Raw genomic sequence first — 14,664 nt, forward strand, 5'->3', positions numbered from 1 at the left:
GAAAATACGTTTAGTGTGAAGATGATATTTCACTTTTATCACAGTGTGGTAAAGGCGGAGCTTAAAAGGAGAGGCTTTCCTAAAGAGGTGGCTAAGAAGATAGAGGAAGAACATGGGAAGATAGTTGCGAGGGCTAAGAATATTGGTAAGTCAAAGCTTTTGAGTTCGTACATTATGGCGAGCTATTACATTGCCATGAACAGGAGCACCGGGAAGTCTGCGCAGGAGAATTTTGAGATATTCCGTGACGGGCTTTGCGCTTCAAAGCTTTTTCACAAGGTAATGGGTGATGTGGACAGTTATCTTGACCCTAAGAAGATGCCGGGGCGTTTGAAATGGTCGGAGGACAGTCACAAGAGGTTATATGAAAACGACTGGGTGGTGGACATACTGCCGGGCAATGGTGAATATGACCTTGGGTATGATTATCACGAATGTGGGGCGTGCAAGCTTTGCAAGGACGAGGGGTGTCCTGAGCTGGCGGCTTACATATGCAGAATGGATTTTGTGCTGGCGGACATGATGAACATGAAACTCGTTAGGACGGGAACTATTGCTGAGGGTGCACCATACTGCGATTTTAGGTACAGCAGGAAGAAGTGACAGGCTCATAGGGGCTGAGAGTTATTTAAGAGAAGGTAAAAAAGAATGAAAGAGTTGGAGTATCCATTTGACAATGGGTTTATAATGAAAAAGAAAAGGTCGCTGAAAAGGCAGCTTTTGGGCGACGGAGCGGTGCGGCTGAAAAAGAGGGTGGCTGTGCTGGGCGGCTCGACTACGGACGATATCGTGTCGGTATTGGAGCTGTTTTTGCTTGACATGGGCTTTGAATGTGAGTTCTATCGATCGGAATACGGACAGTTCTGGCAGGACGCTGTGTTCTCAAACGAGGAGCTTGACCGCTTTAAACCTGATATCGTTTATATACACACGAGCCTTAGAAACCTCAGCTTTTCACCTACCCCCAGGTCGGGTGAAGAGGAGATAGAGCAGGGGTTGAACGCTGAGCTTGACAGGCTTTCTCAGGCTTGGGACGGAGTGAAAGAGCATTTCGGCTGTCCTGTGATACAGAACAATTTTGAGCTTCCGTTTTTCCGCCTTATGGGAAACATGGACGCTTCCGACAGGCGTGGAAAGGTGAACTTCGTCACAAGGCTCAATTCGGCTTTGTATGACAGGATAGCCCAGAGACCGGAGGTTTATCTCAATGATATAAACTGGCTGTCAGCGGCATATGGGCTTGAAAAGTGGAGCGAGCCGAAGTATTGGTATCTCTACAAATATGCTCTCAATATCGAGGCTATACCTGAGCTGGCTTTTCAGGTGGCGAATATTATAAAGGCTATCTTTGGCAAGAACAAAAAGGCGCTGGCTCTTGACCTTGACAACACTCTTTGGGGCGGCATCGTTGGTGACGACGGTGTGGAAAATCTCGAGATAGGCAAGGAAACGGCTGAGGCAATGGCTTATTTTGAGTTTCAGCAGTATGTTAAGGCGCACAAGGACTTGGGCGTGCTTTTGACGGTATGCTCCAAAAACGAGGAAGAGAACGCTTTGGCTGGGCTTTCCCACCCTGAGGGCGTGCTAAGGCCTGATGATTTTGTGGCGATAAAAGCCAACTGGCTGCCAAAGGACAAAAATATCGTTGACACAGCGGAGGAGCTTAACATTCTTTCTGAGGCGTTTGTTTTTGTGGACGATAACCCTGCGGAGAGGGAGATAGTCAGGGGACAGCTTGGGGGAACGGCTGTGCCTGAGATAGGGGAGGTCACGGACTACATAAGAGTGCTTGACCGTTCGGGATATTTTGAAACTGTTACGCTGTCGGAGGACGACCTCAAACGCAATGATATGTACAGGGCGAACGCTCAGCGTGCAAAGGCGCAGAGCAGGTTTGCGGATTATCATGATTATCTTTTGAGTCTTGAAATGACGGCAGAGATAGGGGATTTTTCACCTTTGTATCTGCAAAGGATAACTCAGCTCACCAACAAGAGCAATCAGTTCAATCTCACTACAAAGAGATACACTGCGGAGCAAATGGAGGCGGTCTATAACTCTGATGAATACATAAGGCTGTATGGAAAGCTTTATGACAAATTCGGTGACAACGGCGTTGTGGCGGTGACTATCGGAAAGACAGACAGCGAGGACAAGGGCAGGCTTGATATCGAGCTTTGGCTGATGTCATGCCGTGTGCTGAAAAGGGATATGGAGCTTGCTATGCTGGATAGTCTGGTGGCACAGGCGAAAAAGCGTGGCATAAGAGAGATATACGGGCATTATTACCCTACGGCGAAAAATAAAATGGTGGCAGGGCTTTATGAAAGCTTCGGCTTTGAGAAGATATCTCAGGACGAAGAGGGCAACACGGCTTGGCGGCTTTTAGTTGAGGGGTATGAGGATAAAAATACTGTTATAAAGGTGAAGGAGGAGCATTATGCTTAGCAAGGACGAGATAATTGAAAGACTTGATGATGTTTTCAGAGATGTTTTTGATGATGATACTTTGGAGGTGGACGAGAACACCACGGCTGATGATATCGAGGATTGGGACTCTATCGAGCATATCACTCTTATCGGTGCGGTGGAGGACGAGTTCAAGATGAGGTTCAAAATGGGCGAAGTTTCGGGTATGAAAGATGTGGGCGAGATGATCGGCATTATTGAGCAGAGAGGCAAGTAACAGGCTGTTTGCGAAATATGCGTGAGAACGCTGTTCTTTTTCTGAATTTTGTGATTTCCAGCGGCGGTATGGCTGAAAGGCTGTACTGCCGTAAACTTTTAATGTAAATTCATAGGTTATACTTGAAATATCTGCGAAAATGGTTTATACTATTGGTAATAAAACTATTTTACGGAGGATATTATGGAAGATAATTTTACCCTCTGTCAGGGCGTATCTGTGGGCGGAGCGGAAAAACTGCGGTCTTGCTGCCACATTCAGGGGGATAATATAAGGGGTGTGCTGAGTTGTGACATCATGGCGAAGGTCGCCTGCGGTGTGATAGAGAAGCTCGCTGAACCTATATTCTTCTTTCTGGAGCTTCCTGACAGCGAGAGAGATGGATACAAGACCTATTATCTTGATAACTGCACGAAAGAGGTCGCCCTTGCTATAATGAAGCGTTACGGCACTGTGCTTGTAAATGACGGAGTATCGAGATTTGGATTTGGCTCGCACAAGAATGACGAGGAGATATATTTCACAGACTATCAGGAATTTCAGATATACTCACGCAATCCAAAGAAGCTTGAGAAGCTTTTTGATAGGCTTGGGATAGACGTTGTGGGTGAAGATGAAGTTGTAACACTGTGGGACTTGATAAACGAGGACAACGCCGGTTGTATCTCATGCGTTGAGGCGGACGGCGAAACGGTTTTTGACATACCTGAAAATCTAAAGTCTGAGGGTATGTACGAAGCTGAATGAAAATACAGGAGGAATGTACATGAACATCTGGCACGATATTTCACCAAAGGTGATAACAAAGGAAAAATTCACGGCGGTAATAGAGATACCAAAAGGCTCAAAGGTAAAATACGAGCTTGACAAGACCACGGGCCTTCTGAGAATGGACAGGATACTTTACACATCGACCCACTATCCTGCAAACTATGGTTTTATCCCTAGGACGTATGCAGAGGACGGCGACCCGTTGGATGTACTTGTGCTTTGCTCGGAAACGCTTGCGCCTTTGTCTTTGGTTGACTGTTATCCTATAGGCGTTATCTCCATGCTTGACAATGGTGCGGCTGACGAGAAGATAATCTGCATTCCACTCAATGATCCTACATACAACATATATAAGGACATTTCAGAACTGCCTAAGCACATTTTTGATGAGATGTGTCATTTCTTCTCGGTATACAAGGCACTTGAACACAAGGACACTGTGGTCGATGATGTTAAGGATCGTGAACACGCTATTGAGATCGTGGCGCAGTGTATCGACAGATACATTGAGAATTTTTGCAAGTAAATAACTGAGGCTTGGCGGACGCACCCCGGTGCGTCCGCTTTTTTACTGCATATTGTATTTCTACCCTTGCAGTTGCCTTTTTTGCCACTTTATTTTGCGGTTTTGTGCAATTTTACTATTATTTTTGGCTGTTTTAACGTTAAAAACCCTCTCTCATGCTCCATTCCTCTTCAAACTTTATTTTCTTTATCTAAGCAATGAAAATTTACAAAATCGGATAGTGTAATAATTAAATTAGAAAACAAATTTCTCTGTTACCGAATTTTAACCTTTTTGTGACACTATATTCTACCGTTCATCACCCTTCTTGCTTTTTCTGTCACAGCGTCAGAAATAATTGTGCTTTTTTTCGCAAAACCTATTGACGTATACTATATGTTGTGTTACAATAACTTTATAAGGTCAATACGATGTGAATGTATGGGAGTTTCGCGGAAATATCTGCTATCTTTATACAGGCGCAAATGTTTAAAGTACCACAAGATATTGTATGACGTAAAATTAATTAAAAGTTTACAAATTACAAGATGGTGACAAATTAAAAGGCGAAAGTTACAAAATCCCCCTAAAATCTCTCTTAAATTGACCAAGTGTCCAAGAAAAATCCCTTGCAAAAATTCACTTTGGGAAATATTACTGTTGCAATTTTCTATAATATAGTGTATAATTATTGTACGGTGGTTAAAAGTGCAAAAAAGTGGTGATGAGTGCTTCAAATGTGGCATTTCATTGCTTAACTCGGTCAAGGGAGGTGAACGGCTTGCTGGCGTGCTTGCTTAAAGGAACTTACAATCAGACTATGGACGCTAAGGGAAGAATGACTTTTCCTACTAAGCTCAGAGAGCTTATCGGCGAGCGGTTCATTGTAACTAAAGGTATAGACGGCTGTCTGTTCGTTTATTCCCTTGAGGATTTCGAGAAAAGAGCCGAAAAGATCAGAAGTCTGCCTATGGCTAAGGCGAGAGCTTTACAGCGAAGCTTTATGGCGTGGGCGTGCGAGGTCGAGCCTGACAAGCAGGGCAGGATACTTGTTCCGCAGTCACTGAGAGAGGTGGCAGGGCTTGAAAAGGAGATCGTTGTGGCCGGAGTATCTGACAGATGTGAGATATGGGATAAAAAGCGCTGGGACGATTTCAACAGCAGCATTGATGATAACGAGCTTATGGAAGCTCTGGAGGGGCTTGATTTTTAATGGAATTTAACCACATTCCCGTACTGCTTGATGAGTGCTTGGAGGGTTTGAACATTCGACCTGACGGCATTTACTGCGACGGCACTGCCGGAGGAGCAGGACATTCGAGAGAGATCGCTAAAAGGCTTGACGGCGAAAAGGGCGGCAGGCTTGTGGCTATAGACAGAGATCCCGAGGCGGTGAAAACTGCGACTGAACGGTTGGCAGGCTATCCTGCGACTGTTGTGAGAGGGAATTACTCTGAGATAGACGAGATATTTGAAAGGCTCGGCATAAGCGGTGCTGACGGCATTCTTATGGATCTGGGCGTTTCCTCTTATCAGCTTGACAATGCGGAGAGAGGTTTTTCCTATCACAATGACGCGCCTCTTGACATGAGAATGTCAGGGGAGGGGCTTTCCGCCAAGGACGTTGTGAACGGATATGATTATCAGAGCCTTGCGAGGATAATTTTCGAGTACGGCGAAGAAAAGTTTTCAAGAAGCATTGCTTCTAAGATAGTAAAATACAGAGAACAAAAACCGATAGAGACAACTATGGAGCTTGCCGAGATAATAAAAAGCGCAGTTCCGCAGAAGGCAAGGCGTGAGAAAAACCCTTGCAAAAAGACTTTTCAGGCTATCAGGATAGAGGTAAATAAGGAGCTTGAACATTTGAATATCGCTCTTGACAAGGCATTCGATTGTCTTAACGTGGGCGGCAGGCTTTGCATAATCACTTTCCACTCGTTGGAGGACAGATTGGTAAAGCAGAGATTTCAGAGCTTCTGCAAGGGCTGTATATGTCCGCCTGATTTTCCTCAGTGCATATGCGGAAGAACGCCTAGGGGAAAGCTTGTGAACAGAAAACCTATAGAGGCTGATGAAAAGGAGCTTGCGGAGAATAACAGAAGCCGCAGCGCTAAGCTCAGGGTGATCGAGAAGATCAAGGACTGAGTGAAATTTGTGTGAAATTGGGAATGTGTAAATAACGGGCTTGCCCGTGGATCGTGAGAGGTGTTTTACCGCAATGGCAAAGGTACATAACTTGGCATTTGATTACAGTGCCTATGACAACGCTCAGGAGGCGGAGGCTCAGAGAGCCATAAAATATAAGAAAAACCCTGCACTAAAGCAGAAAACCATATCGGTAGTAGCTGTGATAGGCATTTGTCTGCTGGTGGCTGTTGTTCTTGGAACGATGATATACGGCAGAGTCGAAATATCAAGCCTATGTTCGGAGCAGACCAGACAGGAGGAACAGCTTGCTCAGCTTCAGGGAGAGAATGTAAGTTTACAGTCAGAGCTTGCTCAGAAGACCAATATGTCAAAGGTCGAGGAGTATGCTGAGAATGAGCTGGGACTTAAAAAGCTGGATAAATCTCAGATAGAGTATGTTACTGTGGAGTCAGACTCGGTGGCAAAGGTGGTAAAGGCCGAGGACGACAATGTGTTCGTTAAGATAAAACACTGGTTCAGCTCTGTTCTGGAATATATCGGGGCTTAGTGAATAAAATAATTATGGGGAAAGTTAGGGACAAGATATTTGTGCTTAGCTTTCTTGTTCTATTAATTTGTATGTGTGAAAATACGATATTTGCCGTATCATGCTAATTTATTGAAGATTTTGTATGTGCGGTGATGTCCTGAGAGGAGATATTTATGACCGACAGACCAAGTGCCAGAATGAAACAACGTCTGAATATTTGGCTGAGCCTGCCTGTGGCGGCGATACTTATATATACGGTTGCGACCATCTTTTCGGTGTCTATAAAGGACGGCAAGAAGTGGCAGTCCCTTGCAAACGCTCAGCAGCTTAAAAGCACGGCTGTTTCAGCGTCAAGAGGCACTATTTATGATTCAAACGGAACGGTGCTTTCTCAGAGCGCAACGGTCTATACTGTTTATGCAGACCCTCTTATGCTCAAAGAAAAGCTTGATGACAACGACAAGAAGATAGAGGAGCTTAAAGGATATATAGCCAAAGAGGACGACGCGTCCAAGAAGGCTACATATCAGCAAAGACTTGACGCAACGAAATCAGGGGACGAATGTCTTGACGAGCTTGTGGAGTTTTTGGCACTCAATCTTGAAATAGACACTAACACTGTGAGAGAAAAACTCACTAAGACGGATACTCAGTATATCGTGCTGAAAAAAGAGGTGGAAAAGACCGTTTCCACGGCTATCGAGGATAAGCTCACGGAGCTTGGCATTGACGGCGTAAGGTGCGACCCTACCACAAGGCGACTTTATCCACAGAATACTCTTGCTTCTGTTGTGCTTGGTCACACGGACTATGAGGGCAACGGCATATATGGTCTTGAAGCTTACTATGACGATTATCTCAGCGGCATTGACGGCAGGATAATCACTGCAAAGGCAAGCGACGGAACTGAGATACCATACAGATACAAGCAGAGCTATGACGCTCAGGACGGCGACGATCTTAATCTGAATATCGACGCCAACATTCAGTATATCCTTGAAAAAGAGCTTGCAAAGGCAGTTAAGGAAAATCAGCCTACTGACAGAGCCTGCGGTATCATAATGAATCCTAAGACAGGTCAGATATATGCAATGGCGACTTCTGATCCTTATGACCCTAACGAGCCTGCGGCTATCTCCGATGAAAAGACGGCGGCGGAGCTTGCGGGGCTTGATGAAGATTCAAACGATTACAAGCAGAAACAGCTGGACGCATGGTCGCTTCAGTGGAAGAACAAGGCGGTTTCGGAAACATACAATCCGGGTTCTGTATTCAAGGTCATAACAGGTGCTTCGGCTCTGGAAGAAAAGGCTATCACTCTTAATGATACTTTTGGCTGCGGCACTCAGATACAGGTGGAGGACACGACTTTCCACTGCTGGTCAACTACCGACCACGGTTCGCAGGACTTTGCTCAGGCAATGCTAAACTCATGTAACCCCGTATTCATTCAGATAGGCATGAAGCTTGGTTCTGAAAAGTTCTGTCAGTATTACAATGCGTTCGGTTTCAACGAGCTGACAGGTATCGACCTGCCTGCGGAATCAAATTCTATCAGTATGCCGCTTAGCAACATGGGTCCTGTTCAGCTTGCTTCATCTTCATTCGGTCAGACAAATAAGGTAACGCCGATACAGATGATAACAGCTTACTCGGCGGCTATAAACGGCGGTTATCTTGTTACACCGCAGGTGGTGAACAGCATAACTGACGAGAACGGCAACATTGTAAAGAAAATGGACACTGTTGTAAGACGTCAGGTCATTTCTGAGGACACCTCCGCTTCTATGAGAGAGATACTCGAGGGCGTTGTTGAAGGTCAGCCCGGCTCTAACTGCTATATAAAGGGATACAGGATAGGCGGTAAGTCGGGTACTTCACAGAAAATGGACGAGGACTCAACAGGTCAGACTTATGTTTCTTCATACTGTGCATTCGCTCCTGCTGACGATCCTGAGATAGTAATGCTCGTAATGGTAGACCACCCGACGGGCGAGAAATTCTACGGAAGCCAGGTGGCAGCACCTATATGCGTGAACGTGCTTTCAGACGTTCTGCCTTATGTGGGAATTTTCCCTGAGTATGACGAGAGCGAGCTTGCAGACTTGCAGGTTTCAGTACCTAGCGTTCAGTATTATACTGTTGAGGAAGCCAAAAAGACACTTGAAGATCTTGGACTTGAGGTCAAGGTCAAGGGCGAGGGCGACACTGTTGTTAAGCAGACGCCTGTTGCCGCAAAGATAGAGCATGGCGGATCGGTTGTGCTTTACACAGAAGCAAACGCCAAGGAAGAAACTGTTACGGTGCCTGAACTTAAAGGACTTACAAAGGAGCAGGCAAGGGCTACGCTTGATATGTATGGTCTTAATTTGACGGCAGAAGGCTCAGGCTATGAGGAGGAGGGTGCAGTTGCACAGTCCGATCAGAGCGTGGGAGCAGGACAGAGCGTTCCAATGGGAACAGCTGTGTCGGTAACATTTGCAGTGACCTCGGTAGGCTCACAGTAAGAAACCATGATAAGGAATGATAATTATGAAACTATATGATATCATAAAGGACGTTGCGAAAACTTCTCTGCCTGATATGGAGATAAGCGACGTCACGAGCGACACAAGAAAGGCTGTCAAGGCAGGCTCGATGTTCGTGTGCATAAAAGGAAAGACCTTTGACGGACATGACGCTGCTAAGGACATGATAGAAAAGGGCTGTACAGTTGTAGTCTGCGAAAGAGATCTGGGGCTTGACTGTCAGATAATCGTGGAGAACACAAGAGAGGCTTTCCCTCTGCTGTGTGCGGCATTTTTCGGTCACCCTGAAAAGGAGCTTACGCTTATCGGTGTAACAGGCACTAACGGAAAGACAACTATCACAACTGTTATAAAGAAGGTGCTTTCTTCATTCGGCTGTAAGGTTGGTCTTATCGGCACTTGTCAGAACGAGATAGGCGACGACGTTTATCCTACTGCAAGAACGACTCCTGAGCCTTATGACCTTTATGAGCTTTTCAGAAAAATGGCTGATGAGAAGTGTGACTATGTTGTTATGGAAGCTTCCTCGCAGGGCTTGGAACAGAAAAGACTTTCAGGCTGTCATTATAAGGTAGGCGTTTTCACTAACCTGACGCAGGATCATCTTGACGTTCACGGCACGATGGGAAATTACTATCAGGCTAAGAAGATACTTTTCACTATATCTGACAACGCTATCATCAATATAGACGATGAATACGGCAGAAGGTATCTCAAAGAGATAAGCTGTCCTGCGAAAACTTATTCATGCTGTACAAAGGCTGATTTCAGAGCAGAGGATATCCTGCTTTCAGCAAGCGGTGTGAAGTATGTTTTCACTGACGGAAAGATAAAGCACAATGTTTCGTTCAATATGCCCGGACTTTTCAACGTTTCAAACTCACTGGCTGTTATCGCCTGCTGTGAGACCCTTGGATTTGACGTTGACAAGACTATCAGAGCTTTGGGTACTATGCAGGGCGTAAGAGGAAGAGCGGAGATAGTTCCGACGGGCAGAGATTTCACTGTTATATGCGACTATGCTCACACCCCTGACGCACTTGTGAACGTGCTTTCGGCTATAAAGAACAGTGCAAGCGGAAAGGTAAAATGCCTTTTCGGCTGTGGCGGAAACAGAGACTCTTCAAAGAGAAGCCTTATGGCTGCGGCTGCGGCTGACAATGCTGATTTTCTTATCGTTACTTCCGACAACCCGAGAAATGAGGATCCGCAGGATATCATAAACGATGTTCTGGTTGGTCTGGAGGGCAAGACGACTCCTTACATAACTATCGTTGACAGGCGTGAGGCTATCCACTGGGCTATACATCATGCGGAAAAGGACGATATCATCGTGCTTGCCGGCAAGGGTCATGAGGATTATCAGATACTTGCAGGTGGTGTGAAGATACATTTTGATGAGAGAGAAGTCGTTGCGGACGCTCTTAAAGAGCTTGAAGCTGAGGGCAGATAAGAGAAAAATGTAGGGGTGAACAGTGTTCGCCCGTGATATGCAAAGCGGCTGTGGGCGGTTTTGCGATAAAGATATATTTATAAGATAAGGGAAAGGAGATACTGCCGAGAAATTGGCGGATAAGAATTAAAATGGAAAAATTAAGCTTACAGGAGATAATATCGGCGGTTCACGGAAGCTACGGCTATCCTGCTGACGTTGAAATTTCCGATATCTCCACCGATACGAGAACAATAAAGCCAGGCTCGCTTTTTATTGCACTAAAGGGTGAGAATTTTGACGGACACAACTTTGCCGCAAAGGCTATGGAGCTTGGTGCGGAGGCTGTTGTCACGGAAAGACCTGTGGAGGGTGCAAGATGTATGATCGTTGACTCCACTGCAAGGGCATTGCTCGACATTGCGGGATACTACAGGTCTAAATTCGATGTTAAGGTAGTTGGCGTAACAGGAAGCGTGGGAAAGACCACCACTAAGGATATGATAGCCCTTGTTGTGGCGCAGAAATACAAGACGCTGAAAACTCAGGGCAACCACAACAATGAGATAGGTATGCCGCAGACGCTTTTTGGTCTTGACAGCAGCTATGAGGCGGCTGTTATCGAAATGGGTATGTCGCATCAGGGCGAGATATCGAGAATGTCAATGTCATGTCAGCCTGACGTGGCTGTTATAACCAACATCGGCATTTCACATATTGAAAATCTCGGCACGCAGGAAAACATTCTCAAGGCGAAGCTTGAGATACTTGACGGTGCGGCTTATGACGCTCCGCTGATACTTTGCCGTGATGATAAATTGCTTGCAGGGGTGCAGTTACATTCTGACAGAAAGGTTTATTACTATTCTGTATCAAAGAAGGACTGCGATGTTTATGCAAGCGGTGTTAAGACTGTTGACAACAGCATAACATTTACTATAAACTATGAGGGCGGAAAAATAGCCGCCCAGATAAACTGCTTGGGCGAGCATAATGTAAAGAACGCTCTTGCGGCGTTCTGTGTGGGTCTTGCGCTTGATATTCCTCCTGAGGATATCGTAAAGGGCATTGCTCAGTTCAAACCGGAGGGTTTAAGACAGAATGTTACCGTCATTGACGGAGTTACATATATAGTTGACTGCTACAATGCTGCGCCTGACTCAATGAAAGCGAGCCTTTCGGTGCTTTCACAGGCACAGGCGGAGGGCAAGCGCATTTGCGTGCTTGGAGATATGCTGGAGCTTGGCAAGAACTCAAAGACCTATCACAGAAATGTGGGAGAGTATGTTGCGGCTTCAAAGGCTGACCTGCTTTACTGCTTTGGCGAGGACTCAAAGTGCTATATAGAGGGTGCTGAGAAAAAGGGCTTTGCAAAGGAAAATTGCAGGCACTTTGAAAGCAGAGATGACCTTGCGGCGGCTTTGAAAGAGGTAGTTGCAAAGGGCGACGCTGTGCTTTTCAAGGGAAGCAGAGGAATGAAGCTTGAAGAAGTGTTCAATGCACTGACAAAATGAGTTGGAGCGTGCAGGCGGTGATACTGGGGTGTGAAATGGTGCTGGGATATGTTCTCGGCAGAGTGTTCATACCATATTTCCGCAGGATAAAAACAGGCAAATTCGATTTTTATATAGGCGACAGGTTCGCAAAGGACGGCTCTGAGCCGAAATTCGGCGGAGTTGTCATAATGCTCTGCGTTATATTCGGCATTGTTACGGGAGTTATATTTTATGACTCGCAGGCGGTGCTGAGTTTTGAGAACGGAGAGTTTTCAAGGCGTGTGTTCATCGCTCTGGGCGGAGTTTTGATGCTCACGGCTATCGGGCTTTCGGAGGACTATGTTAAGGAGAAAAAGCTTGGCATAGGCATGAAGCCTTTTTACAAGATATGTATGGAGTATCTTATATGTCTTGGTGTATGCGTGGGGCTTAGATACTGCGGAGGAGTGCAGACGGCTGTGCTTATGCCTTTTCACTTGGGCTATGTGCAGTTCGGCGGGCTTTTTTATCCGCTTTTTCCGCTGTTTATGACAGTGGGGATAAACATGGTGAAGATACACGATTGCGCAGGCGGTAAGACCGACACGGGTACTGACGGGCTGTGTGCCGTTACGTCTTTGATATTTTCGGCAGGGCTGTCAAGCGGTCTTGCGGCAGGGGCAGGTTCTGACGCTGCTCAGCTTTTTGCTGTTTGCACAATGGGTGCGGCAGGAGGCTTTCTCTTTTGGGGGTTCAGTCCTGCGAAGCTTTATTTGGGCGAGTCGGGTGCGCTGGCGATTGGTGGTCTTATGACTATGGCGGTGCTGCTTTCGGGAGAATATTTCGTTTTCCTGCTGGCAGGTGCGGCGGTGGTCGTTGACGGAGCTTGTGGGCTTTTGCAGTATATCGTTTTTAAGATAAGAAAAAAGCTGCTTATGAAAGGTTACACGCTTCATGAGCATTTGCAGAAAAAGGGTCACGGGGATCACACCGTGATCGGGATATTCGCTGTGATGTCTGTGGCAGGGGCTACGGCGGCGATAGCGTTTTTGATATATTCGGGAAAGTTTTTCATATAGAGATTTTGTTGGGAGGTTGTTTGTTTGGCTATAAGAGGTCCTAGACGTGAACGTGACGGAAGCATAGTGTATAATAGTCACGTTCCTCTTAAACAACCTGTGGCACAGGCAAAAAGAAAACATAGATTCAGATTTATACTTACGGAGATAGACAAGCCGTTTTTCATTCTTGTAATGGTATTGCTTGTATTCGGACTTCTGATGATGTTTTCTGCCAGCTATGCGTGGGGGCTGAGTGAATATAACGATGGATATTATTATTTGGTGAGCCAGCTCAAGTCTGCCGGACTTGGTCTTCTTCTGATGTTTGCCACGAGCTATCTTGATTATCACTTCTTTCAGAACACTAAGATAGCATATATTGCGTTTATCGCCACATATCTTCTTACGTTTTATACAGCTCTTTTCGGAATAGACGTTGCCGGTGCAAAGCGTTGGATACAAATAGGTCCGATCAGCTTTCAGCCGTCGGAGCTTCTGAAGGTAACGTTCATTATTATTTTCGCATACATAATGTCGGTGAATTATCCTAAGTTCAAGGATTGGAAATTCTGTGTTATACCGTTTACTGTGATAATGGGTGCGGTGGCACTGGTGCTTGTTTTGCAAAGGCATATGTCGGCGGTAATGCTGGTGGGTATTATCGGTGTTTCCATGATGTTTATAAGCGGTATGCCGAAAAAGACCTTCTGGAAATTTATCGGTGTGTGTGCTGTTTTCGGGGTGCTGCTGCTGATATATAAAATGGCGTCAGGGTCGGGATTTTCTTATATTTCAGAGCGTATACAGAGCTGGAAAAATCCTGAGTCTGACCCTAGCGGAACGACTTTTCAGACTTATGAATCCCTGCTGTCTATAGGTTCGGGCGGCTGGTTCGGACTGGGCTTTGGCGAGTCAAGGCAAAAATACTATCTGCCTGAGTCGCAAAACGACTTCGTTTTCGCTATTATCTGCGAGGAGCTTGGCTTCGTGGGTGCAATGGTAGTGGTACTGCTGTTTGTGCTTTTTATAATCGAGGGCTTCATGATCGCTTCAAGAAGCAAGGATCGTTTTGGTATGCTTCTTGCGGCTGGTATAACAATACAGATAGGTTCGCAGGCACTTTTTAACATTATGGTAGCCTGCAACGCTTTCCCTAACACGGGTATTTCACTGCCGTTTTTCAGCTACGGCGGTACTGCACTGATGATACAGCTTGCAGAAATGGGTATCATGCTCAATGTTTCACGTCAGTGCATCAAAAAAAAGTAAAGAGGTATTAGTTCTATGCTCAGAGTTTTACTTGCAGGCGGAGGTACGGCAGGTCATGTAAATCCTGCTCTTGCCATTGCGGAGATCATAAAAAAACACTATCCTGACGCTGAGATAAGCTTTGCGGGAAATCCTGAAAAGCTTGAAGCAAGGCTCGTGCCTGCGGCAGGATATAAGTTCTATCCTATAAAGATAGAGGGCTTTCAGAGAAAGCCTAACTGGGTAAATCTCAAAAGAAATATCCATGCGGCTGGCTG

At 45.8% G+C, this 14,664-nt stretch carries 14 protein-coding genes; all 14 read left to right on the plus strand.

Annotation, left to right across the window (positions count from 1 at the left end; all coding sequences use genetic code 11):
- Nucleotides 1-603, plus strand: a 603-nt coding sequence (locus QVO88_RS10045) for an L-2-amino-thiazoline-4-carboxylic acid hydrolase (RefSeq protein ID WP_288177991.1), incomplete at its 5' end; no start/stop codon positions are given.
- Nucleotides 604-648: 45 nt separating this feature from the next.
- Nucleotides 649-2,448 (plus strand): HAD family hydrolase, encoded by a 1,800-nt coding sequence (locus QVO88_RS10050; protein WP_022288343.1) that lies wholly within the window; start codon nt 649-651, stop codon nt 2,446-2,448.
- The gene (locus QVO88_RS10055) at nt 2,441-2,686 is read left to right on the plus strand and encodes an acyl carrier protein (protein WP_022288344.1); all 246 of its coding nucleotides are present in this window, start codon (nt 2,441-2,443) and stop codon (nt 2,684-2,686) included. Before QVO88_RS10050 ends, QVO88_RS10055 begins: the two co-directional genes overlap by 8 nt.
- Nucleotides 2,687-2,869: 183 nt before the next feature.
- Nucleotides 2,870-3,433, plus strand: a complete 564-nt coding sequence (locus tag QVO88_RS10060; protein WP_022288345.1) for a hypothetical protein — start codon at nt 2,870-2,872, stop codon at nt 3,431-3,433.
- A 19-nt stretch (nt 3,434-3,452) separates the two neighbouring features.
- Nucleotides 3,453-3,983 (plus strand): inorganic diphosphatase, encoded by a 531-nt coding sequence (locus tag QVO88_RS10065; RefSeq protein WP_022288346.1) that lies wholly within the window; start codon nt 3,453-3,455, stop codon nt 3,981-3,983.
- Between the two features lie 772 nt (nt 3,984-4,755).
- Complete coding sequence (mraZ, locus tag QVO88_RS10070) at nt 4,756-5,175, plus strand: division/cell wall cluster transcriptional repressor MraZ (protein ID WP_256320806.1); 420 nt, start codon at nt 4,756-4,758, stop codon at nt 5,173-5,175.
- Nucleotides 5,175-6,110 (plus strand): 16S rRNA (cytosine(1402)-N(4))-methyltransferase RsmH, encoded by a 936-nt coding sequence (gene rsmH / locus QVO88_RS10075; RefSeq protein ID WP_022288348.1) that lies wholly within the window; start codon nt 5,175-5,177, stop codon nt 6,108-6,110. Before mraZ ends, rsmH begins: the two co-directional genes overlap by 1 nt.
- Nucleotides 6,111-6,183: 73 nt before the next feature.
- Nucleotides 6,184-6,660 carry a cell division protein FtsL gene (locus tag QVO88_RS10080; RefSeq protein ID WP_022288349.1) on the plus strand — a complete coding sequence of 159 codons (477 nt, stop codon included), beginning with the start codon at nt 6,184-6,186 and terminating at the stop codon, nt 6,658-6,660.
- A gap of 155 nt (nt 6,661-6,815) precedes the next feature.
- Complete coding sequence (locus QVO88_RS10085) at nt 6,816-9,149, plus strand: penicillin-binding transpeptidase domain-containing protein (RefSeq protein ID WP_022288350.1); 2,334 nt, start codon at nt 6,816-6,818, stop codon at nt 9,147-9,149.
- Between the two features lie 25 nt (nt 9,150-9,174).
- A complete protein-coding gene (locus QVO88_RS10090) occupies nt 9,175-10,623 on the plus strand; it encodes a UDP-N-acetylmuramoyl-L-alanyl-D-glutamate--2,6-diaminopimelate ligase (RefSeq protein WP_022288351.1) in 1,449 nt (482 codons plus the stop codon).
- Nucleotides 10,624-10,754: 131 nt separating this feature from the next.
- Nucleotides 10,755-12,116: a UDP-N-acetylmuramoyl-tripeptide--D-alanyl-D-alanine ligase gene (gene murF, locus QVO88_RS10095; RefSeq protein ID WP_022288352.1), complete on the plus strand. Its 1,362-nt coding sequence runs from the start codon at nt 10,755-10,757 to the stop codon at nt 12,114-12,116.
- Nucleotides 12,113-13,156 carry a hypothetical protein gene (locus QVO88_RS10100; protein ID WP_022288353.1) on the plus strand — a complete coding sequence of 348 codons (1,044 nt, stop codon included), beginning with the start codon at nt 12,113-12,115 and terminating at the stop codon, nt 13,154-13,156. Before murF ends, QVO88_RS10100 begins: the two co-directional genes overlap by 4 nt.
- 24 nt (nt 13,157-13,180) lie before the next feature.
- Entirely contained in the window at nt 13,181-14,407 is a 1,227-nt protein-coding gene (locus QVO88_RS10105; protein WP_022288354.1) for an FtsW/RodA/SpoVE family cell cycle protein, read from the plus strand.
- 15 nt (nt 14,408-14,422) lie between these two features.
- On the plus strand, nt 14,423-14,664 hold a 242-nt coding region (locus tag QVO88_RS10110), incomplete at its 3' end, for a glycosyltransferase (RefSeq protein ID WP_288177992.1).

Origin of the sequence: Ruminococcus sp. CAG:57, from assembly GCF_000435935.1 — a bacterium.
GTDB classification, from domain to species: Bacteria; Bacillota; Clostridia; order Oscillospirales; family Ruminococcaceae; genus Hominimerdicola; species Hominimerdicola aceti.